This is a genomic window from Nitrosospira sp. NRS527, assembly GCF_018406445.1.
Lineage (GTDB): Bacteria > Pseudomonadota > Gammaproteobacteria > Burkholderiales > Nitrosomonadaceae > Nitrosospira > Nitrosospira briensis.
Genome location: NZ_AP024515.1, coordinates 2,972,173 through 2,994,246 on the forward strand (window position 1 = coordinate 2,972,173; position 22,074 = coordinate 2,994,246).

General features: G+C 50.5%; 23 protein-coding genes. 4 read left to right on the forward strand and 19 right to left on the reverse strand.

The features are described from left to right. Nucleotides 1–3: 3 nt before the first annotated feature. From rffA to KJS40_RS15515, 16 genes are all read right to left on the reverse strand, one after another. Nucleotides 4–1,125, reverse strand: a complete 1,122-nt coding sequence (rffA, locus tag KJS40_RS13180; RefSeq protein ID WP_213538336.1) for a dTDP-4-amino-4,6-dideoxygalactose transaminase — start codon at nucleotides 1,123–1,125, stop codon at nucleotides 4–6. A gap of 50 nt (nucleotides 1,126–1,175) precedes the next feature. Further along, nucleotides 1,176–1,559, reverse strand: coding sequence for an EamA family transporter (locus KJS40_RS13185; RefSeq protein WP_213538337.1), 384 nt, complete (start codon nucleotides 1,557–1,559; stop codon nucleotides 1,176–1,178). Between the two features lie 7 nt (nucleotides 1,560–1,566). After that, entirely contained in the window at nucleotides 1,567–2,280 is a 714-nt protein-coding gene (locus KJS40_RS13190) for a WbqC family protein (RefSeq protein ID WP_213538338.1), read from the reverse strand. Between the two features lie 12 nt (nucleotides 2,281–2,292). Then, nucleotides 2,293–2,982 carry an acetyltransferase gene (locus tag KJS40_RS13195; RefSeq protein WP_244859608.1) on the reverse strand — a complete coding sequence of 230 codons (690 nt, stop codon included), beginning with the start codon at nucleotides 2,980–2,982 and terminating at the stop codon, nucleotides 2,293–2,295. Further along, on the reverse strand, nucleotides 2,973–3,209 hold the full coding sequence (locus KJS40_RS13200) for an acyl carrier protein (RefSeq protein WP_025040909.1): 237 nt from the start codon (nucleotides 3,207–3,209) through the stop codon (nucleotides 2,973–2,975). Before KJS40_RS13200 ends, KJS40_RS13195 begins: the two co-directional genes overlap by 10 nt. A 7-nt stretch (nucleotides 3,210–3,216) precedes the next feature. Then, nucleotides 3,217–4,986 (reverse strand): HAD-IIIC family phosphatase, encoded by a 1,770-nt coding sequence (locus KJS40_RS13205; protein WP_213538339.1) that lies wholly within the window; start codon nucleotides 4,984–4,986, stop codon nucleotides 3,217–3,219. A 27-nt stretch (nucleotides 4,987–5,013) separates the two neighbouring features. Then, nucleotides 5,014–5,427, reverse strand: a complete 414-nt coding sequence (locus tag KJS40_RS13210; RefSeq protein ID WP_213538340.1) for a VOC family protein — start codon at nucleotides 5,425–5,427, stop codon at nucleotides 5,014–5,016. Between the two features lie 100 nt (nucleotides 5,428–5,527). After that, on the reverse strand, nucleotides 5,528–6,250 hold the full coding sequence (locus KJS40_RS13215) for a class I SAM-dependent methyltransferase (RefSeq protein WP_090457924.1): 723 nt from the start codon (nucleotides 6,248–6,250) through the stop codon (nucleotides 5,528–5,530). A gap of 223 nt (nucleotides 6,251–6,473) precedes the next feature. Further along, nucleotides 6,474–7,061, reverse strand: a complete 588-nt coding sequence (locus tag KJS40_RS13220; protein ID WP_213538342.1) for an acyltransferase — start codon at nucleotides 7,059–7,061, stop codon at nucleotides 6,474–6,476. A 61-nt stretch (nucleotides 7,062–7,122) separates the two neighbouring features. Then, nucleotides 7,123–8,076, reverse strand: a complete 954-nt coding sequence (locus KJS40_RS13225) for a glycosyltransferase family 2 protein (RefSeq protein ID WP_244859609.1) — start codon at nucleotides 8,074–8,076, stop codon at nucleotides 7,123–7,125. A 172-nt stretch (nucleotides 8,077–8,248) separates the two neighbouring features. Then, nucleotides 8,249–9,550, reverse strand: a complete 1,302-nt coding sequence (locus tag KJS40_RS13230) for a glycosyltransferase family 39 protein (RefSeq protein WP_213538343.1) — start codon at nucleotides 9,548–9,550, stop codon at nucleotides 8,249–8,251. A gap of 272 nt (nucleotides 9,551–9,822) precedes the next feature. Next, nucleotides 9,823–10,212: a GtrA family protein gene (locus KJS40_RS13235; protein WP_025040916.1), complete on the reverse strand. Its 390-nt coding sequence runs from the start codon at nucleotides 10,210–10,212 to the stop codon at nucleotides 9,823–9,825. 47 nt (nucleotides 10,213–10,259) lie between these two features. Beyond that, nucleotides 10,260–10,964 carry a class I SAM-dependent methyltransferase gene (locus KJS40_RS13240; protein WP_213538344.1) on the reverse strand — a complete coding sequence of 235 codons (705 nt, stop codon included), beginning with the start codon at nucleotides 10,962–10,964 and terminating at the stop codon, nucleotides 10,260–10,262. Between the two features lie 29 nt (nucleotides 10,965–10,993). After that, on the reverse strand, nucleotides 10,994–11,926 hold the full coding sequence (locus tag KJS40_RS13245; protein WP_025040918.1) for a glycosyltransferase family 2 protein: 933 nt from the start codon (nucleotides 11,924–11,926) through the stop codon (nucleotides 10,994–10,996). Between the two features lie 371 nt (nucleotides 11,927–12,297). Then, nucleotides 12,298–13,809, reverse strand: a complete 1,512-nt coding sequence (locus tag KJS40_RS13250) for a PEP-CTERM sorting domain-containing protein (RefSeq protein WP_244859610.1) — start codon at nucleotides 13,807–13,809, stop codon at nucleotides 12,298–12,300. Between the two features lie 972 nt (nucleotides 13,810–14,781). Beyond that, on the reverse strand, nucleotides 14,782–14,907 hold the full coding sequence (locus tag KJS40_RS15515) for a hypothetical protein (RefSeq protein WP_280520237.1): 126 nt from the start codon (nucleotides 14,905–14,907) through the stop codon (nucleotides 14,782–14,784). A gap of 99 nt (nucleotides 14,908–15,006) precedes the next feature. Here KJS40_RS15515 and KJS40_RS13255 point away from each other — a divergent pair, with 99 nt between their 5' ends. From KJS40_RS13255 to KJS40_RS13270, 4 genes are all read left to right on the forward strand, one after another. Beyond that, complete coding sequence (locus KJS40_RS13255) at nucleotides 15,007–15,258, forward strand: phosphopantetheine-binding protein (protein ID WP_213538345.1); 252 nt, start codon at nucleotides 15,007–15,009, stop codon at nucleotides 15,256–15,258. Nucleotides 15,259–15,284: 26 nt separating this feature from the next. Next, nucleotides 15,285–16,112 (forward strand): hydrolase 2, exosortase A system-associated, encoded by an 828-nt coding sequence (locus tag KJS40_RS13260; RefSeq protein WP_244859611.1) that lies wholly within the window; start codon nucleotides 15,285–15,287, stop codon nucleotides 16,110–16,112. A gap of 44 nt (nucleotides 16,113–16,156) precedes the next feature. Then, on the forward strand, nucleotides 16,157–16,978 hold the full coding sequence (locus tag KJS40_RS13265; RefSeq protein WP_244859612.1) for a hydrolase 1, exosortase A system-associated: 822 nt from the start codon (nucleotides 16,157–16,159) through the stop codon (nucleotides 16,976–16,978). Between the two features lie 216 nt (nucleotides 16,979–17,194). Next, a complete protein-coding gene (locus KJS40_RS13270; protein WP_213538348.1) occupies nucleotides 17,195–17,824 on the forward strand; it encodes a tetratricopeptide repeat protein in 630 nt (209 codons plus the stop codon). A gap of 55 nt (nucleotides 17,825–17,879) precedes the next feature. On the opposite strand, the gene KJS40_RS13275 is transcribed toward KJS40_RS13270, so the two are convergent. The 3 genes from KJS40_RS13275 to KJS40_RS13285 form a co-directional block, all read right to left on the reverse strand. Then, complete coding sequence (locus KJS40_RS13275; protein WP_213538349.1) at nucleotides 17,880–18,938, reverse strand: SDR family oxidoreductase; 1,059 nt, start codon at nucleotides 18,936–18,938, stop codon at nucleotides 17,880–17,882. A 108-nt stretch (nucleotides 18,939–19,046) separates the two neighbouring features. After that, the gene (locus KJS40_RS13280; RefSeq protein ID WP_213538350.1) at nucleotides 19,047–20,327 is read right to left on the reverse strand and encodes a nucleotide sugar dehydrogenase; all 1,281 of its coding nucleotides are present in this window, start codon (nucleotides 20,325–20,327) and stop codon (nucleotides 19,047–19,049) included. A 533-nt stretch (nucleotides 20,328–20,860) separates the two neighbouring features. Next, nucleotides 20,861–21,973, reverse strand: a complete 1,113-nt coding sequence (locus KJS40_RS13285; RefSeq protein ID WP_213538351.1) for a fatty acid desaturase — start codon at nucleotides 21,971–21,973, stop codon at nucleotides 20,861–20,863. Nucleotides 21,974–22,074: the final 101 nt, after the last annotated feature.

The following is a 22,074-nucleotide window of genomic DNA, read 5'->3' on the forward strand; positions in this document are numbered from 1 at the left end:
CCTTCATAACTCTGCAATGACCTTCAGGATGACTTCGCTTTGGAACTCTTCCAACCCCAGCCATAACGGCAACCGTACCAACCGTTCGCTCAGCAATTGCGTCTGGGCTAGCGATCCGGATTTGCGGCCGTGCTTTTCTCCCATGGGGGAGCTGTCAAGCGGCACGTAGTGAAAGACGGTCCCTATTCCCTTCTGTTTGAGTCCGGCGATAAAGGTGCTACGCTTGTCGAGATTCGGCAACAAAAGATAGTACATGTGCGCGTTATGCATGCAATCGGACGGGATAACGGGACGGCGTATTTTGCCCTGCATTTCAAGCGTGTCGAAGTTATCATGGTAGGTGTTCCAGATATCCAGCCGACGATTCGTGATGGAATCGGCCTCTTCCATTTGGGCCCATAGAAAAGCAGCGATCAGTTCACTCGGAAGATAGGATGAACCGAAATCAACCCAGGTGTATTTATCGACCTGGCCGCGAAAAAAAAGACTGCGGTTTGTGCCCTTTTCCCTGATTATTTCAGCTTTTTCGGCGAAATTTGGCGCATTTATCAACAAAGCGCCCCCTTCTCCGGAAATGATATTCTTGGTCTCGTGGAAACTTAGAGCGGCGAGATGCCCGATACTCCCCAGGGGTCGCCCTTTATAGGTGGACATGATGCCCTGCGCGGCGTCCTCGATTACCAGCAAGCCGTATCTTTCCGCTATCGACATGATGGTATCCATCTCACAAGCGACGCCTGCATAATGAACTGCCACGATAGCCCTTGTTTTCGGCGTAATTGCCGTCTCTATCAAAGCCTCATCGATATTGAAGGTGTCAGGCCGAATATCGACGAATACCGGTACGCCTCCCCTCAATGCAAACGCATTGGCGGTCGAGACAAAAGTGTAGGAGGGCATGATGATCTCATCGCCGGGATGAATGCCAGCAAGAATCGCCGCCATCTCCAGCGCAGCCGTGCAGGAATGCGTCAGCAATGCCTTCTCGCACCCGATGCGACGTTCCAGCCATGCGTTGCACTTTTTGGTAAAGATTCCGTCACCCGCGAGGTGTCCACTGGCATGAGCCTGGCTTACGTACCACAGCTCTTTTCCGGTCATGTAAGGCTTGTTGAATGGGATCATAGCCGCGCTTGTTTGGGTCGTATTATTCACGAAAAATAAGGTTGCGAGTGTTATGCGCGGGCAATAATAATCAAGCCGCCGACCACCATTATCGTACCTATAATACTTTGTATGGTGAGTGACTCATTCAGGAAAATCACGGAGAAAATCATGACGATGACAAAGGCCAGGCTCATGAAAGGATAAGCGTAATTGAGCTCGAAACGGGTCATGGCCGCCATCCAGGCAAGCGAGGCAAGAAAAGCAGAAAGCAAGCCTGATATGATCCAGGGGTTGAAGAACTGCTGGAGAAGAAATAAAAGCTTATCCAACCCGCCTTCGGGCATGCCACGCGTTTGCGCCATCTGCCACCTGAGCACCAACTGGCCATATACCGTGAACAGCAGGGTCAGCAGGATGTAGATATGTCCTGCCATATCGAATCGTCCGTTCATCTTTTCCTCATGCTTGATATTCGTTCTGATGCCATCCCCAGATGTAACGAGGCGCTTCCGGTCCCACATTCATCAGCAGGTCGAGTATGGTGACGAAGGGCGAGAATGGCGAAAAACATTGCCGATAAGGGGGATATGCCGGATATTCCTTATACACCAGCTCAATGCCGGCCTCCACAAACATGGGCTCATCGATATAATCCCTGGCTGAAGGACCGCTGATATATTTTGTCGCGCCTACGCTCTCTAGGATACCGATTAACCGCTCGGTTTTGCGGCCATTGACGCCGAGAAGCCGACTGTCGGCAAACTGTGTATGAATCCCCAAAATATTGGAGAGATGCCTTATGGCACGCTGATTGTAATCAGAGAGACTTGTTATTGTATTGGCATACAGGAAATCCAGCAGCGGTTGCGATTCCTCGATGAAAGGCGCATTTCTGTAATTCTGTTCAATGATGCTTCTGTGTTGCTGCTTCCAGCTTTGATCCGGGATTTCCACCTCGCATATCAGGCGCTTCAAGTCGTGACCTGCTGGAATGGTAAGCCACCGCGGCCCGTCTCGGGTCATCAATTTGTTCCGGTGGCGCCAGTCGGAATGCGTATATTGGACATCGTCATAAAAGATGAAAAGATCAACGTCATGGATGAGATCGAAATAACCCTTCCAGGGGATATAGTTCGATTGGAGTATGGCAACCTTTTTGCAGCTCGCTTGCATAAAATGATTCGGCTAGAGTAGTGATTGCAACCGTTGGCTGGGGACACCCGCTTCCGGACTGGCTGCAGCGAGATGAGCGGTATTCTCCTTGGTGCTGGCGATAATCAGCGCACCCGCCCCAACCAGGGTCCGCTCTGCCAAGGTGATCTTGTCACGAAGCGTGGCATTTACACCGACGAAACTGTGAGCGCCAATCTTCACGTGACCCGAGACGACTGCATGCGCACCAATGAAACAATTGTCGTCGATTTCGACGTGATGACTCACCAGGCTACCGCACCAGATGATGACATTATTACCTATCCGCACGAAAGGCTGGATTATGTTCCCTTCCATGATGAAACAGTTTTCGCCAATGATCAGGTCGGCCCATGTCACGCTCCTGCTGCTGATATAGGTTGCCAGGCGGTAGCCTCGCGCTTTGGCTTCTAAACACTTTTCCGCTCGAGCCTGATTGAGGCGAGCATAGCCTATCGCCACAAACATGTCATATTCCTGGGGCGCATAGTGTACGTGCACCTCCTCAAAAGGCAGTACGGGTAACCCCATGCATTGATCCTGCTGAAGGTAGGCGCCATCCACGGTGAAGGCGACCACTTGCCGGAGGCTATCATGGGTAAAGTAAAAATAGGCCAGTTGGGCCAGTTCGCCTACACCGAAGATGATCAAAGGCCTATCACGCCGCTCATCATTCATGGGCATTTAATCCGCAGCGCCTCCAACAAGAGGTTCAGGCTGTTTATACCCGCTATTTCCTGGTCATTGAACTCGACGCTGAATTCATCCTCCAGAGCCAGGATCAAATTCATGTGCTTGAGCGAATCCCAGGCCGCAAGCGTCTCGCGGGAAGCATCCACGGAAATATCTTGCGGCGGCATTTGCAGTACTTTGCCCATGACAACACGGGTACGGCGCTCTATATCAGACATAAGGGTGTTACTCTCTTTCGACATGGATAAAAAAAGGGGACGCCATCTCAGGCATGGAAGCCGGCAACCTGTAGCGCCGATCTCCTTTCACTTCTTCCAGCAGCATGAAACCTAACCCGCCCCAGAAATCGGCTACCTGGTTATTCTTGGCTGAGGGCAGGTATTCCGCCTCCCACGCTTGAACTTGCCAGTCTGCCACAATGTGCCGCATGCACTCCAGGACGAACGCGAACTCGAGCTGGCGGCCGAGTGCTCTACAACTCATCAGAAGAGAATCGACCACCGCGGTATCTTGCCGCCGTTGGGCGATAAAAACACCTGTCAACCCAAGAGAGCCAAAGCGATCACGGGCGGATAAGGTATAGACGCGAGCGTCCGGGGAGGCACGAAAGTTCGCGATCTCGTGGTCGGAATAGCGCCGGGTCGTCAAGTTAAACTGGTTCGTTTTCTGGGTCAATTGCGCAACCCGCCTGGCTTCCCCATCGGTGGCGGTGTGAATGGCCGCCACCTGCCCCAGCGATGAAAGATAGTCCTCCAGATTTGCATGCTGGTTTCGCTCGGTTCTCCGCTGCGTCTCGGTCTGATAAAGGCTGGCGCGTATCCTATCCTCCTGGCTGATGATCAGCGTATCGAACAAGCCGTCGCGTAACAGCAATGCCGGGTATTCATAGAGCCGATCCGGTACCTGCAGGGTGGTGACTTGAGGTAATACCTGCCTCAATAATTCCAGCTCCCGAGGATTGTCGTCCACGAATACGAATGCATCGAGGCCAAGATTCAATTCCTTTGCCAGACCCGCCAAGTTAGCGGCCTTGTCGTTCCAGTTGATTCGGAAAGCGGATAGATGGGTGCGCTTGAGCAGGCTCCACGGATGGTTATCCAGTACCTCAAGCACATCCTGTTCGTTGTTCTTGGAACAGAGCGCAATCAGCACTCCGCGCTCGGCCAATTGCAGAACGTTCTTCTGGAAATCATAGTACACGCGGCCTGGGTAATCATGACCATCCAACTGGATACCTTCGATGCCATCCTCCCCGATTACACCTCCCCAGAGCGTGTTATCGCAATCCAGGACCAGGCACTTCTTGCCGCGTCCGTTGAGGGTAAGCACAACCTTTACCAGCTCACGCGCCAGCGCATCAAGAAAGGGCCGTTTGAACGGCGCCTTGGAAATATACCAGTACCGATAGTCCATCGCCCCGGCTTCGCCTATTCGATGTGCAAGCCGATCCCAATCCATTAAACAGAAGCGTGGGCTGTGCTCACGGACAAAGTTGCGCACAAAATCATTCAGCCTGGCTACCTGGCTGGCAACATCCAGCGCAGCGATTAAAGCTCCTGTCTCGGAATAAAAAGGAACGATGAACGTATTGAGGGCGATAGTGGGCACGTCAGTCGCCATCAAGACCGCAAAAATCGCACTCAACTCTTCTTGTGAACGGGAAGCGTCCCAACCGGGCAGACCGTAACTGGAATCCAACTCATCAAGCATGAATGCTGTTACCAGAATGTTCGGACTACATTTGACCAGAGCCGAGTCCGGCGATACGAGGTCCTGACGCAGCGATCCATAACCACCGAAAACCAGAGTCGGCCGCATCCCGATCGCCAGCATGTGGTAGCGCAGGTAAGGCTCAATGCCTTCCAGCGTTATGTTACGCAAGAAGCCGAAGCGATACTCGGGAACCGTTGACGACAGCGCGGCATACATCGTATCGCCGGTACTGATCAGATCGGATAACGCCGGGGGGGGATCCATGGGGAATGTGGAAGCCACTGCAACCACTCTAGTCTGTCGATATCATCAGGCGGGCTCCAATAACTCGATTATGCCAAAATCCTTGATCATGTAGAAGCTGACCTGCCTGTTATTGAAAAGGATCGCGGGCTTGGGAGCCGATATGCAGATCACGCGGAATCCGGCTACCTTCATGGATTCAAGGCTGAGAGCGAGATTTTCCGTTTCGTAACAAAGATGATAGATGCTTTCATTCGATGCAGCGAGGATTGCATCCAGCGGCCCCGGCCCCTCGGCCGGACCGACCAACTCCAAGGTCGGCATGGAGAAGTGGGTACACAGCCAGAGATTCACATTTTGTAGCGGGTCGTAGACCTGCGTGGCTACCTCATGGCCCAATCCCCGGAGGAATCGAAGGGTCTGCTCTGGCCGTCTGCTGGCCAGACCAAAATGGTGAAAGCGAAGAAGAAACGCTTGCATTGAGATATCGTTTCGGTTACGAAGCTGCTTGGAGGGCTCTATATCGAGCACTCAAGAAATTGGTAAATTGCGGTGGGCGGGGATTTGCTGGATATTCCGTCTACCTGGGCCAGCTCGCCCGCATTAATAACGAATTGCACAATTCGGGATAACTGACGCCTACTTTGAGCATGGCCTGCAAAATCGCTTCGCTGAGATTCAAATCGAGCATCTGCTGTGTCGTGATCGGTTTGAGCAAGAGGCCTTCAACCTTGCGCACCTCCAACCCCTCGCTCTGCACCATCGCAAGCAAAGACTCCAGCGTGAAATAGCGTTTATGGCCGAACTCGAGATCCGCTGAGCTTAAAGCGCCCATATCGGCGAGCAAGCCCGCGGCGTGCCCGAAACGGCGATGCAAAGACTCAGCGTTGGGGACAGCAATGTATATCGATCCATCCGGGGATAACAGGCGGGCATACTTTCGGATAATCAAAGCAGGATCGTCCACATGCTCAAGAATAAAGCCCATGCTGACAGCATCGAAGCGCTCGTCGGTCTCGAAGTCCTCGAAATAACCATGGATGATATCGATTCCTTCAGTTGCAAAACGCTCGCGAAAGCGATCGATCATTTCCTGGGAGCCTTCCAGCACGCGATAACGCTGGAATGCGTTGGCAAAGTATTCCGTAGAGAAACCATGCCCCAGACCCAGTTCCAGCATGCTGCCAGTTCGAGCCTGCGCCATGTCCACAACTCGCTGCGGATACCACTGCAGGGTCAGATTATTATCCAGAACATAATTTCGGTCGTACGCGGTTAAATCCTGATCAATTTCCTGGCTCATGGATATTCCTTTGTCATTCTCGATAGATGTTCTTGAGTGTATAGGTCACGCAAGCTCTCCTCTCGAGGCTAACGGCCTCGGGATGGAAAACCTGAATGGCCGTAAAGAGGACTGAAGCATTACCCAGTGGACACAATTTTCTGCCGTAAAGGATGCAAAGCAGCTCATGAGAAGGGTTTGCACACGAGTTTCCACTCCCGGTTCTTCGAAGCCAACCCGTCATTTAATTCCTGATGGATCGTTCTGCCAAATATCTTCTTTCCAACTCCAGGAGATCCCGGCTTCTATTTTTTATTTTTTTGGCTGGCGTCCCGAAATATACCGCCCATGGATCAGTCGACTTGGTTACCATGCTACACGAACCGATTGCGGACCCCTCTCTAAGTATTACACCGGGAACAATAATGCTTCCCGCACCGACAATGGCATGACGACCTATCTCAACCCGCGCTCTCGAGATCTTGCGAAATTCCATGGGTACGGTCGGATTTGTTAACGCGTTTCCGCCATAATCGTCCGATTGAGCAAATATAGTTACGCCAAATGCCAATCCCGAGAAGTCCGCCATGATAATGCCCTCACGGCCAGCGATAACTCGACAGCCATGAGCAACGTGAACATTCTTACCAATCTCGACATTTCCGGAGAGGATACAGAAATCGTCCACGATGGAAAAATCGTCAATCGAGATGTACTCCGGCATGTAAAGACGTGAAACACGGCTTATAAGCACATCCTGGCCCAGTTTCCTGAATTTCATTCCCTCGAGTTCTGGTCTTGTATAGTAACGATCTTTTTCTTGTTGGTTCATGGCATTCCGATAACTGAAAAGAATCGAGCGAAATAATGAAGGGTTATAAAAGGGTGAATGTTCAGCGATAAATATCCCTGACTATATACGTCGGACGGTTTTGCACCTGGGTGAATACTTTTCCGAGATATATACCGACGATGCCCGTCGCCGTGGTCAAAATACCAAGACTAAGCGTCATGACAGTCATTAGCGAGGTGAAACCCAGCAGGGTGTCGTCAAAAAATAATTTCCGAAAGATCAGGTAGAACGCGAAGGAGAAACTTAGCAGGGTTATGGTTACCCCGGTGTTGAACAGCCAAACCAGAGGCTGGGCGGAAAACGAACTGACTGCGTTAACCATCAAGCCTATACGCCGCATGAGCGTATAGGTACTGCCGCCAGCGCGCTGTTTTTTTACGATGGGCAGGCCAATCTGCTGGAATCCGGTCCAGCTCATCATCCCGCCAAGAAACAGGTTACGGTCGCCCATTTGCAACAGCGCTTCGACATAGCGACGCGACATGATCCTTTCGGTAAGGATATTTTCGGGAATCTTTATATCGCTGAGCAAATTGAATCCCTTCCAGAACAGGCTTCCACTTATCTGCTCGAATCGTCCGCCCTTGCGCGCTTCCTGGTAACCAAAAACAACGTCGCAGTCCGATTCACGAAGCTTATGGTGAAACTCAGCCAATATTAAAGGCGATACTTCCAGGTCGCAATCGATGAGGAAGACCAGTTTCCCCTGCGCATGCTGCAATCCGGCTTGTATCGCATGATGATGGCCAAAGTTGCGTGACAGATCAATTATTGCCAGTTGGGAAATGTCAGTCCTGCGTTCCAGCGCATAGGCTAATGAATCGTCCGGGGATCCATCATTGACCAGCAATATCTCAAAGTGATCGCATTTTATATCGGATAAAGCTTGCAGGCATTCGGCAAGAAACCGCTCAAGGAACGGTCGCGATCGATACATGGTAGAGACGATGGTAATATCGGGCAGTATATCGGTAGTCTGGGATTGTTTTGTCATCTAACATTATCCTGCCGCAGGGTAAAGGGTACTCGGGTTGTCTTGGATGTTACGCCTCGAAAAAAACAAATCAAGCTACGGTGGACGAGCGGATTTCCTCACGAAACGCGGCTCGACTTCCGATAGGTTTGCACTATCACATCCAAAGCAGCCATATTTTCCCCCACATCCATCATGCACCGGGGAGTGCAGCAAGTGCAGCAACCCGTTTTTTTGAATTCAACATCTCATTTACGATCCAGGCGACATACGCGATAACAAATGGCATGACCGGAAAGTGATAACGCGACTGTCCGGAAAAAACAAGACTGATAAGAGTGAAATAGATCGCGATTACCAAACCGTAATACATGGCAGGCTTTGCCGGCGTACGCAAGAGTTTCCAGATCGCTACTGCGAAGCCGCTCAACAGGAGAAAATAGTAAATCTGATTGATTACGCGCACCGACCGAAACCATTTGGCATGCTGGTCATACCAGGGGGTACCGGATTGATAGCCCCACTCCCCTTCGCCATCCATGCCCCAGAAGCGGAAGAATTTCTTGGGCATCATACCGATAAACGTGCCGGGGTTTTCGAGAATCCACTCCTTGGCGAGCTTTCGAGCGCGTTTATCCGCCGCGACCTGGTCGGCAACGCTGAACTCGGCTTGCTTGAATAGCGGGTCGGTTTCAGAGTAATCATGCCCATAGTCCCCAACAACGGATGGATTATTCCCGGCTAAAAGAGATGTTCCACCGTTTGTCGAGACAGGAACAAATTCATCAAAAACAAGGTAGTTTCGCAAAGTCCACGGCGCTATTACAGCCAGCATCAGTATTGAAACCGCTATAGCACGGATGACTCCGGCTTTGAGGTCGAGCAGAGTCCAGCCCCGGGAATAAGCAATCGCGGCGAGGATCGGTGCGAGTAGCAGCGTTTGTGTTTTTATTAATGTGGCTAAGCCCAGCGTTATGCCGCATAACAATATGGCCGAGGCAGAGTGACGGCTTAGCATCAATAGACTGACAAATAGGAGCACGCATGTGTAGAGCACTTCGGAAGCCACCAATGGTACATAGGCTGCACTATTAGGATACAGAGTGAGCAGAAAAATACTCAGGCGAGCTGTCGAACTGCTTTTAAAGACTGTTTTCACAAAGTAAAAGAGCAGCCAGAAAGTGCATCCCGCCAGAACCAGATTGGCGAATTGCACCGCAATGAGATGCGGACCGGTGAAAGTAAACAAGAACGCAAGAAATGCAGGATAACCGACTGGCCAGTAAGCGGTTGGAAAGCCCCCTTCAGAATATGAGCCATGCTCTACGATGTTGACAGCCCTGCTGAAATACCACATTGCATCGGAACTTGGTTCTACAGGGACAAAAAGAAGAAGCGCAAGACGGGTTCCGATAAATACGGAAAAGCACACGGGGGTAAACCACGGATGCGTGAGCAGGGACTGAAGCCGTGCAAGTAAGGTATCAACTTTCATCGTATTTGAAAAAGAGCGAAAAAGTTGATCGGGGCGGCTGCTGAAACACCAACATGAGCACCATCTTGAGATTAGTTGATCGGCCGGCGCTCTTTCTTCCTTAAAATATTATCCTTACCCTCATTCTCGAGTATATTGCCGTGGCGGAATTTTTGCCGCCACATCTATTCGGCGGCAGTGTGACGCCTTGCCGACCCCAGAATCTCAGATTCGGAGATGCGCTTATCGAGATCAAGTGCCTGCGTGTTCCAGAGCGTCGCGGAGCCTGACATTCACCCACGATTTGGGGTGAAAACATAGTACCGGCTGCCAAGATAAAAGACGACGGTATAAGGTACTATGCCTATAGTCTGTGCAAGATATGAATTTATTCCGGCGCCATCCCGCAACCCGTAAAGCGTCATCAAGTTTGCAATATAGGCAAGCAGAAAAGCCAGCAGGAAACGCGCAGCGGTGGGATAAATGCCGCCATTGTGGCGAAATGTCCATTTTCTGTTAAAAAAGAAACTCAGCAGCAATCCAAAACCGTATCCGAGCAGATTAGAGACGAAGTCATCGAGTCCTGCGAGGCCTTTTGCAGCAAATATAACCGATAGACCGAATAATGTATTCGCAACCCCCACCAGAATAAAGCGTAATGGTTGCAGTAAGCTTGCAAGCACGTGTGTTCTCCACTGCCGTTGGCGAAAAACGCGACGTAACGGGAAGGCTAGTCACCTTTTGCGGCGGTTACATAATATTGGGCACCAAGCGGTAGCCACCCCAGCGAGGCCTCGATGCTCCGGATAAAACTGAGCAGCTTTGGAAAAAAAACCCGGTAGCTCACCGACGCAGATGAAAAACCCGCTGACCTGAAATTTCTGTACATGGTGCTGGCCCTGATCAGCACGGCATTTTCATCAAAGGGACAGGAATTGACCGCCCGAACGGTAAGCGGATTGAGGGGATTATGCTCATAAATCATAACGATCCCGTTCCGCTTCAGAACGCGCCGCAGTTCCCTCAATAAATAAACATGTTCCTCGGGAGAAATATGATGGAAAACACAACAGGCGTAAGCGGCATCAAAGCTGTTATCTTCGAACGGAAGCGCCCTCCCGTCAAAAGCGATATATTTCGCCATACTGCCGAAATTTGCAGCCGCAATTTCAAGACTGGCTTCTGAAACGTCCAGGCAAGTAAGGTGTGCAGAAGGAAAATACTTGCGGAAGAAAGGCACTGAAGTACCCACGCCCGCTCCAAAGTCGAGGAAGGACCCATCAATCTCAACATCCCGGGCCACTTGAACAATTCTTCTCAAGTCCTTCATTTTGTACTCCGCGAAGTACTCCGGGTTTTCGCCTGAAGCGACTATATTTTCGCGATGAAGCGACTTGTATTCTTCGGCAAATTTATCGAACTCTGCGCGATCCATTTGGGTTACCTGATCGGTTGGTCGTGCCGCTAAATCATTTTCTCAATGATGTATCGGGGCCTGCGTTTCGTCTCAGCGTAAATCTTGGCAATATATTCTCCTATAATCCCCAGGCTTAAAAGCTGGATTCCGCCTAAAAAATACATGGGGATCACAGTGGACGCCCATCCCGGCACGCTTCCATCAAAGAAAAGACGCGCTATCAACGCCCAGCTCCCGATGGCGAAGCTGAACATGGATACGGTGAATCCCAGTAGTGTAATCCATCGCAGAGGAAGCGATGAGAATGAAGTCAGGCCGTCCCACGCCAGGGCAAGCATCTTTTTTAAAGGATATTTTGATTCACCGGCAAAACGCTCGGCCCGCCTGTAATATACATTTTCCGTTTTGAAACCAAGCTGGGGAATAATTCCGCGCAAGAATACATTGGCTTCGCCATACTGCTTCAAGGCCTCTATCGCGTGGTAGCCCATCAGGCGATAATCTGCATGGTTAAATACGATATCAACACCCAGCAGGCGCAGCACCCGATAATATCCTTCTGCACTCATTCTTTTGAATCGCGCATCCGTTCTGCGATCCACCCTGATACCATAGACGATCTCAGCACCTCCCCGATATTTGATCACCATCTCCCTTATCGCCGATAAATCATCCTGAAGATCTGCGTCAACACTAATTATCGCGTCCCCGCTAACGGTCATGAGCCCGGCGATCAAAGCGTTCTGATGCCCGCGATTTCTCGAAAGTTTAATGCCATGCATTGAACTATCACATCTTGCGACATTTTCGATCAGGTTCCATGTTTTGTCTTTCGAGCCATCGTCTATAAAGGTTATCGTACTCTCGGGATCAACCAGTCGCTCGGCTATAAGCCGATTCAGCAGTTCCCGGAGGTGGCTGATCGTGGTTCCAAGCACTTCTTCCTCGTTAAAACATGGAACTACTATTGCGAGATTCATCTATACCTCATCTTTACTCGGTCCATCTCGCGCGCATCGGTAGATTACAAAAGAGAACCGTGCCTCTTCGTATTCCAGCGTTGCGCCTGAGAACTATTTGTTGGAGTGATCCCGATGTAGCTGACGACCATCATTCTTGCTCATCTACGACATATTTGCGGAAATCTGTTGGAGAATAGGCCGAGCATGGCGCCTGGAACCAGTACTGGTCAGAAGGATATTTTGACAGAGCGGAATTATCTCCTTCATAAGAGGCGATTCCGCGTAGTTCACCCGATCAAGAGAGAAAGGATAACCTGTCAGTAATAGTTGAAAATTTCAAATTGCCTGTTACGTGCGGGAGCAAGGCGTGACGTTCCAAAAAAATCGTGTCAAGCACCTCTGACCGAGACTGAGGAGAGTGCGAGCTTTGCTGGCGCTTCGGTCTTGTGCTGACGTCTGCGAGCAAACCATCCAATCATGCCAAGCCCCGCAAGTAAAAGCGCATATGTTTCCGGTTCGGGAACCACCCCCGCGACCGGCTTGTATAACCACACAGCGGCATCCCACGCTCCGCCGTTCTCGGGGGCAATCTGGTCCAGCGCGACGAACGCGCCCAGCGTGGGATCATAATGCCACTTACCGAGAACGCCGGTAGCAAAATCACCATGGGGATGACTTGACGTCGCGCTTTGCATTTCGTGAACTGTCCATGTCGTGTTGGAGCCGATGTTGCCATCTGCGTCGGTGAGAACGTTTGCCTCCCAAACTGTTCCGCCGCCGCCACTTCCATCCCATAGCATAATCATGTTATTGGCCGAATCATAACCAATACCGTAGGTAACACCCATTACGAAATCACTGCCATCGGCGTTTACGAGATTGATTCCAATATCGGCATTATTGTTGGGATTGGCTGTATTGGAATTGTCCAGATCCCATATTGCCAGGTCTGCCGTATAGGGCCCGATATGATTGGCTGTCCGGATGTAAAGGTTGTGCGTTGTATCAATTGTTGCGGTGCCCTGGTATCCCACTGAATTCCATGTAGTGCCAACAGCTTCCCATGAGTCCTTACCGCCGTTCCTCACATCTCCCACTTCATAGCGGTAGAGTACTGGAAAGCCTGATGCATTCGAGTCCGCGGTAACGTAGACCACGTCTTTGCCGTTCTCGGTACGGTAGGCGGTGGTGGCGTTAACGTAAATAGGCGGTTCAGATCCGGTCCATTGCCCCTGCCGGTCGGTCCACATGTTGCCGCCTTGCGCAACATTGACCATATTCCAACCCGAGCCGGTCGTACCACCGACCTTATTGGGATCCGCCTTATCAGGATCCCACAGGAAAGGGCCAGCGCGAGTCACATTCTTGCCATCCGTCTTCTCGAAATTTCCACCGTTCTGCGCCGCCCCCCCGAAAGTAATGAACATGTTATTGACGGGCAGGTAGTTGTTGTTGTCGTAGGTATGCGCGGATTGCGGCGCCGCGCCGTCGACGATAAACCCATGGGCGTCTATTCTGCTTGGCAGAGAACCACGTCCCCAATCGCCTGTCGCGCCATCCCACACGTACATCTCATTACCAACGTAATTCGCATGGCCGCCACCCCAAAGCATCATCTTTCCATGAGTTGAATCCCAGGCGAAAGAACTCCAGGCATTAACAATAGCGCCAGGCCAACTATTCGGTACCGCATCGGCGCCTACTGGCCAGGCATCAGAAAAGAGGTTGGAGCTTGCCTTGACCCAACCACCCTCGGGCGTCGCTGCCAACAGGGACGACAAACGTTCGAATGAGGTCTCCGCATGTGCCGGTGCCATGAAGAATGGCGCTGAACTGGTAACCAGGAGAGCGGAAAATGCAAAATTTGCCACCTGAAAATTGTTCCGCGCATGCATACTCATGTTGCCTCCCTGTTTTTCTTTTTCTGTACGTTAAGTTTATGATGCCGCTGTTCTGTTCCGCAATCTGGGTAATTTTTTTGAAGCGTACAAGAAAATACATTGAAAAGTAAAGCGATTTCTACTTTTACGAATTAACCCTCCATGACTTATAGTACTATTGACGCGTTTTTACCAAGAGTAACAAAATAACGGCAAACAGAGCAGAACCGGAATGATTTTCTACCGGGATCATGACGATTTGGTATCAGAAAACACGCTTCCGCGCTAAAGGTTGCAGCAGCGGAATTACCAAAGTCTACGAATAAAAATCCGGATTGAAGGCGCTGGACGCTTCATTCCGGATTTCGCTTATAAAATGCTCAGGCCAGCAGCCCAGTCTTAATATGCCGTAGTTTTTCACTGCCACCCGTATTTAATATCTTGGCTACTCAACGGTTTTGCATGATGACCTCAATAGCAGGGCGAAAAAAAGAATTTCATCAGATGTTACAGCACTGGGGTTGGTTCAATGTTGGGCTTTTCGTACTCAGCAAGTTTTTGGGGAGGATATCAGGAGGGAAAGTTCGTCTATACAGGTATTATTTAATCGCCCAACCAGTCGCCAAGACCGCTTTACTTCCGCCGGGAAGAGGCAGAAAAATAGAAATCCGGCTGATCCAAGAACAGGACGAAATCATCCGGGAATTTCCCAGACCTGCCGCGGCAATCCAAGCCAGGTTCAAGCAAGGCGCCAAATGTCTGGTCGCTTTGAAGGAGCAACGCTTTATTGGCTTCCTGTGGTTATTGCTGGGAAGCTATCAAGAGGATGAAGTGCGGGCTCGTTACATACCGTTACCGGCAGAACGAGCCGCTTGGGATTTCGATGTGTATGTGGAACCGGATCTACGACTGGGATTGACTTTTCCGCGCTTATGGGAACAGGCAAACCGCATCTTGACTGAAAATAATGTTTTATGGTCGTGTAGCCGCATTTCAGTGTTCAATTCCGGTTCCCTGGATGCCCATGCGCATTTTGGAACGTTGTCCCTGGGCAGTGCACTCTTTTTTTGTGCCGGCCGGTGGCAAATTACGTTCTCCTCCATATCGCCGTACTTTCATTTGTCATCCCACCCCGATTCATTCCCTCAGTTTCGTCTTCATACTGAGGGGCTTGAGGCATCTTCCTGCTCGAAAAGATAAATCAACCATGGAGTAAACATGCAGCATTTCGAAGAAGTAAAGAATATTCTGTCCGATGTACTAAGCCTTGGGGAACGAAAAAATTCCCTCAAGGAAGATTCCTCCCTGCTCGGCAGCATTCCCGAACTGGACTCCATGGCGGTGGTTAATCTGATCACTGCCATGGAAGAGCATTTTGATATCACTGTGGATGATGATGAGATTACCGCAAGCACCTTTGAAACCGTTGGCACACTGACGCGCTTTGTCGAGCAAAAATTGGCTGAATGAACTCATCCCTGGTTGGCGCCCCTGCCATGCCTTTTTTTTTAAAAGTGGAACCGGGCGAACGTTTTTGCCTTTACCATGCTCCTCCTGCCAGTCGGGAATGCCGGGGCGTGCTGATTTATGTTCACCCCTTCGGTGATGAAATGAATAAATCGCGCCGTATGGCGGCGATGCAGGCCAGAGCTTTTGCCGCAGTTGGGTTTGGCGTGTTGCAGATAGATCTTTTCGGATGCGGAGACAGCAGCGGCGAATTCGGGGATGCAAGCTGGAATATCTGGAAGCGGGACCTGGCTGCTGCATGGAGTTGGCTGGAGAACAGGGTTGCCGCTCCGATCAGCCTCTGGGGCCTCCGTCTGGGAGCCCTGCTTGCGCTCGACTTTGCCAGGAGTTCTGAAAACGCAATTAACCGGATTATTCTCTGGCAACCTGTAATAAGCGGAGAATCTTTCCTGACCCGGTTTCTGCGCCTTCGGCTCGCCAATGAAATTCTTTTAGGCGACGCCAGTACAGAAAAAAATACAGGAACGAATGCAATGCGCGATTCTTTGAGGGCCGGAAATCCGCTTGAAGTAGCCGGCTATGAACTCGCACCGGACATGGCTGCCGCCATCGATATCTTGCAAGCGGCTGAGCTACTCGTAACACGATGCCCCGTTCACTGGTTCGAGGTTGTGGCTGAACCGGGCCGTTCCATGACAGCGGCCGGAACGAAGGTTGTCACCGCATGGAAGCAGAATGGTGTTGATCTGCATTTGCAGCTTGTGCCTTGCTTACCGTTTTGGGCGACACAGGAAATCTCGGACTGTCCTGAACTCGTGTTGGCGACAGCCGATATTTTTGCTGAGCAAGTCAGATGAATTTCGAGGAACGCGCGCTCACTCTTCGGTGCAATGATTCATGGATGTATGGAATTTTGAGCCTGCCTGAGCGAACCGCTTCGAGAGGTGTGCTGATCGTTGTGGGCGGGCCGCAATATCGGGTAGGAAGCCATCGCCAGTTCACATTGCTTGCTCGTCACCTCGCCTCTCTCGGCATACCTGTTCTACGTTTCGATTACCGGGGAATGGGAGATAGCGAAGGCGCCCCGAGAACTTTTGAAGATTTGGAAGATGATCTTCACTGTGCGATAGAACGTTTTTTTGAAGAAGTGCCCGCGCTCAGTAATTTGGTGATTTGGGGCTTATGCGATGCTGCCTCAGCTGCGCTTTTCCATGCGCACCGCGATCGGCGCATAACTGGCCTGGTATTACTGAATCCCTGGGTAAGAACAGATCAAGGTGCTGCAAAAGCCTATCTAAAACATTACTATCTCGCTCGTATTCTCGACCCTGAATTCTGGGGCAAGGTGTGGAGCGGGCGTTTTAATTATGCCAACGCAACTCAATCTCTTGTGAAGACTGTCGAGAAAGCCCTGCCGGGTCGAAAAATTGCAGCCACGAGGGATAAGGCTGGCGATAGATCCTGTGATTTCGCCAGCTTGCCGGAACGAATGCTGGATGCACTCAGTCGTTATAAAGGAAAGATACTGCTAATAACGAGCGGGGACGACCTCACCGCCCAGGAGTTTCTGGAGCTGGTTAAAAGTTCGCGTAAGTGGCAGCGACTGCTGGCGGCACCAGGTGTATCGCGTCTGAATTTACCGGAAGCCAACCATACTTTTTCGCGGCGCGCATGGCGCGATGAGGTAGCCGTTGGGACGAGCGACTGGATTCAGTCGTGGTGAAAGATTAACGATTGTTTTCGATCGGGCCTTACTCGACATGAACGGTTTCTCGGCATGAACATCCGAGTGCGCCAATGGAAAAAACCTGACGTACTCGCGAGTCAGGAGTCATAATTGATACACCTTTCCGGAAAGCGCTGGATGAACTGTACTGCGCTTAACTGTACTGCGCTTGTTGAAGCGTCCTCCGAAATACGCTAATTGTAAGGAACGTTTATGAAAGCTATGCCGTTCATTGTTATATTAGTCGTCTCGATTATTTCAGCAGACCTCAAGGCGGCCCCCGCTCCCTATTGTGGAGAAGTCATACCAGGAGGTGCGGGAGGTGATTATACGAACCTCGACTATAGAGGAAATCTGAAAACCGTTGAAGATTATCATTTTACGCCTAATGTCGAGAAACTGATCAGTGGCAACACCGGATACATCGGCGGAGACTTGAGCTATACACTTCTGCTGTTTCCGAATCATCATCGCGCATTGGCAGCAATGGGTAAACTTGCCTTAAAGGAGAAAACCTTAAAGCCGAGCGGCTCCAAATATTCGGTTGAATGCTTTTTTGATCGAGCCATGCGGTTTAAACCAACCGATGGCATGGTTCGTATGGTATATGGCAATTATTTGATGAAAGCAGGGCAAATTGATAAGGCCACGGAGCAGCTTCAGATAGCGGCTGAGCTCCAGCCAGAAAACCCTACCATCAACTACAATCTCGGCTTGCTCTATATGCAGAGGAAAAACTATGAACAGGCAAAAACTTATGCAAAGAAAGCATACGAACTGGGCTTTCCCCTTCCGGGTCTGAAAAATCAGTTGATAAAAGCAGGAAAATGGGATGGTGATTGAAAGGCGCGACGGATCAGCTTTGAGAAAAGCCCGAATATACGATAAAAATGTGTATCTAAGCCGATTCGCCCGTTGCCTCTTCCTCGGGCGCAAGATGGGCGATATACCAGGCCATGGCTTGCTTAAGCCCTTCATCTATCCGATGAGTCGGCTCAAAACCCAACATTTTTCTGGCCTTGGAAATGTCCGCCTGAGAATGTCGTACATCGCCCCTGCGAAAATCCGCGTACGTGGGCTTATGGTTCCGCAAGTCGGGAAACTTCTCCACAAGTAGCGCGCAAATCATCTCATAGAGTTGGTTCAGACTTGTACGCTCGCCAACTGCCACATTGTAAATCTGATTGACCGCCTCGGAATTTTCAGCCAGCGCCGCAAGAAGATTGACTTGAACGACGTTCTCGATAAAGCAGAAATCCCGGCTGGTTTCGCCATCTCCATTAATGTATAAAGTCTGACCTCGGATAAGCGCGGCGATCCATTGAGGAATCACTGCCGCATAAGCTCCGTTTGGATCCTGCCTGGGGCCAAAAACATTAAAATAGCGTAACCCTATGGATTGCATGCCATAGGAGCGCGCGAATACATCTGCATAGAGCTCGTTGACATACTTGGTAACGGCATATGGCGAAAGGGGCTGGCCAATTACCGACTCCACCTTGGGCAGACCAGGATGGTCGCCATATGTCGAACTGGAGGCTGCGTAAATGAAGCGCTTCACCTGGGCGTCACGTGAGGCCACCAGTAAATTCAGGAATCCGGAAATATTGCTTTCATTTGTCCGGATAGGATCTTGAATAGACCGCGGCACAGATCCAAGCGCGGCCTCATGCAGCACATAATCCATGCCTTTGCATGCATCCCTGCATGCTTGCAGATCCCGGACATCCCCTTCGATAAAGCTGAAATTGAGCCAGGCCTCTTCCCCCACCAACTCCCTTATCTGCTCGAGATTATGCCGGTGACCGGTCGAAAAGTTATCCAGACCTGTTACCTTTTGATTCAGCTTGAGCAAAGTCTCCAGTAAACTGGACCCGATAAACCCGGCAACGCCGGTGATCAGCCAGTGATATGGGTGATTCTTCAAATGCTGAAGCACGTCTTGATATCTTGTCATTATTCGATCAGCCCTTTCCTGAAGAATCTGTGAATAATTTCCGATTTTACCAGCTCAGTCGTCAAATAAGCGCTCCACGAAAGATTTGTTCAGTGCTCTTCATTTTCTTCAAAGCCGCCAGACGTTGAAACCGGCCTCACGCAGGGCTGCTGGGTCAAACTGGGATTTAACATCGATAAAGCAACCATTATCGGTAATTTTGGATTGGAAATCGGTCAAGGGTCTATTCATAAATTGCCGATGCGAGACGGCAACAATGAGTGCATCAGCGCGTGGAAGATTTTCCCATGACTCAAGTTCCAGGCCATATTCATGCCGAGCTTCTTCGGGATCGGCCACAGGATCATGGATGTGAATTTCTATGCCATAAGACTTGAGTTCGCTGATCAAGTCGGCAGTTTTAGAGTTTCTGAGATCGGGGCAGTTCTCTTTGAAGGACAAGCCCAGCACATTCACTCGGGCGCCCTTGACATTAATGTCAGCCTTGATGATGTGCTTTATGGTTTGCTCGGCAACAAATTTGGCCATACTGTCGTTGATACGGCGGCCAGCCAGAATAACCTGCGGTATATAGCCGATCATTTCAGCCTTGTGGGTAAGGTAATATGGATCGACACCAATGCAATGGCCCCCAACCAGGCCTGGGCGAAAAGGAAGAAAATTCCATTTTGTGCCGGCAGCCTGAAGAACCTCCATGGTGTCGATTCCCAGCTTATCGAAAATGATGGCTAGCTCATTCATCAATGCGATATTCAAGTCACGCTGCGTATTTTCGATCACTTTAGCGGCTTCGGCCACCTTGATACTGGATGCACGGTATACGCCGGCGGTAATTATGCTTTCGTAAAGCGCGGCGATTTTCTCCAACGTATCCTGGTCATCTCCTGACACAACCTTCAAGATACTGGTAAGCGTATGCTGCTTATCGCCAGGATTAATACGTTCGGGAGAGAAGCCGACGTGAAAGTCATCTTTCCATTTCATACCAGAGTGCTTTTCGAGAACCGGAACGCAGATTTCTTCCGTTGCGCCTGGGTAAACCGTAGATTCGTAAATAACGATGGCGCCCCGCTTTATATGTCTTCCGACGACCCCGCTGGCGCCGATGAGCGACGAAAAATCGGGCTGATGAGCAAGATCTACCGGGGTGGGAACTGCAACAACGATATAATCAGCCTCGGACAGCTCAGCCGGATCGGTAGTAACAGACAAGTGACATGCCGCTTGTAGATTATCAAAGGAAACTTCGCCGGTCGGATCTATGCCGCGCTTGTAGCTGTCGACTTTGCTGCTGGAAAGATCATATCCTATGGTTCGCCGCTTTTTTCCAAATTCAACTGCCAAGGGTAACCCTACATACCCCAATCCAACTACAGCCACCAGGCTCATCAGTTATCTCCCACTCCGTTTATCATTCATATCGGCAAAGTGCCCTGCCGTACTGTACTCCAACTCCCTATCATCCGGCGGTATCTCCTTGAATAACATTGTACTAAAGTGCAATTTCCACAAGGCTTATTTCAGATATCATGCCGGCAGGTGACTCAGAGCAAGAGCATGGGAAAATCCAGCAGCAAATCAATTTCAGGAGGAACAGCCTGAGCAACGCGCCGACCGGGGCCGTAAGTACTTCGCGCCTAGAGGCAAGGATCGAAAACGCAACAAACACGACATGGCCCCGGCAAGAATAAAACAGGGCGAAGATTGTTACCTGGGCAGGAGAACTATTACTTGATACGCCGCCGCTTTCGCAAATCTGCCGGGCACAGGTATGGTCAGCTTGCTTCGAGCGGATGCATTCATTTTTAGTAGCTTGCTTCCTGTCGGCCTTATATGTTTAGGCATGATAACGCCCATTGCCTGACATGTTTATTGGAGTTTCAGTTTTTTTGTCCGTGGCGCAACAGCAGCCCGGTTCTTTATCAGGCATTTCTTTGTCTGCGTACGCTATCCTCAAACGTTGCATCAGAATTGGCTACGTCAGCTTGACGTCCATGGGTATTTGCAGACGCTTCACCCCAAATCCGCCGCAGTGCATCCCACATGCTGGTCCGCACCGTCTTCAGATAAAGTGTGTTGTCGCTCAAACCATTCACGAGACGTCGTTGGGCCTCACCGAGGTTGTGGTAGGGCAAGCTCATGAAAAGATGGTGGGTCGCATGATAGCGCAAGCCAACCGGGGCCCATAAGGCGGTAATGAACAGGTTGCCCGGAACATTTATCGAGTCGAGGTATTGCTCGTGAAATTCCATGGGTTGATCGCCGGGATTGCGATAGGCATGTGCGCTTAGCGTACGCAAGGAATTTATAAAAAAGATGAACATTGCAATGACATACCAGAAGACCAGAAAGTGGTAGGTCAGCACGCCCAGCGCAATACAGGCAACCACCGCTGTTATGAATACAAAAGCGGAAAACTCCTGAAGCTTCCAGTGCTTGTCGCTGCGAATCGCATTCTCCTCACGCTTGTAATTCATATCGATGGTGAGAGAAGAAGCCCGTTCCCAGACCAGTTTACGCAGCGGGGGGATGAAATACGATAACGGTGTGAGAACCAAAAAACGGATGATGAAAAAGAGCGGCAGAATAAATGAGAGCAGTACATAGCCGACCATGATCACCGGCCTCAAGGTAGCAAAAGGGACGTATTCCCCATCCTTGGCGGTGCCATAGACATCACGCTTGTGATGATCGTTGTGAACGCCGTCATAGGTAAAAGAGGGAATCAGCAACGGTATGCCGCAAGTGACATTCCACACCAGGCGGAATAGCCCGAATGTTCCCGTTTTCAGGTGGGCCAGTTCGTGAATGAAAATAGCTGCACGATAAAACGCAAGTGTAGCGATAATAAAAAGTGGAAGTTGCCAGGCAGAAAACAGCGGCATGGACAGGACTGCCAAAAAAGCGGCCCAACCCAACGAGATATGAAAGAGAAAATCCGCCCAGTAAATCCAGGGATTGGGCGTCATGAGATCGCGGACAAGACTGTGCGCCTCCCGCAAGGGAAATTCCCGGCCCGCTGTCGTTTCTATCATTCCTGGATACTCATAGAATCGTTCGTTTTGTGATTGAATCAGGATTGTCGGGCATTTACCACTTGATCAAATCATCCATGTTTCCTATGTCGATACACAAC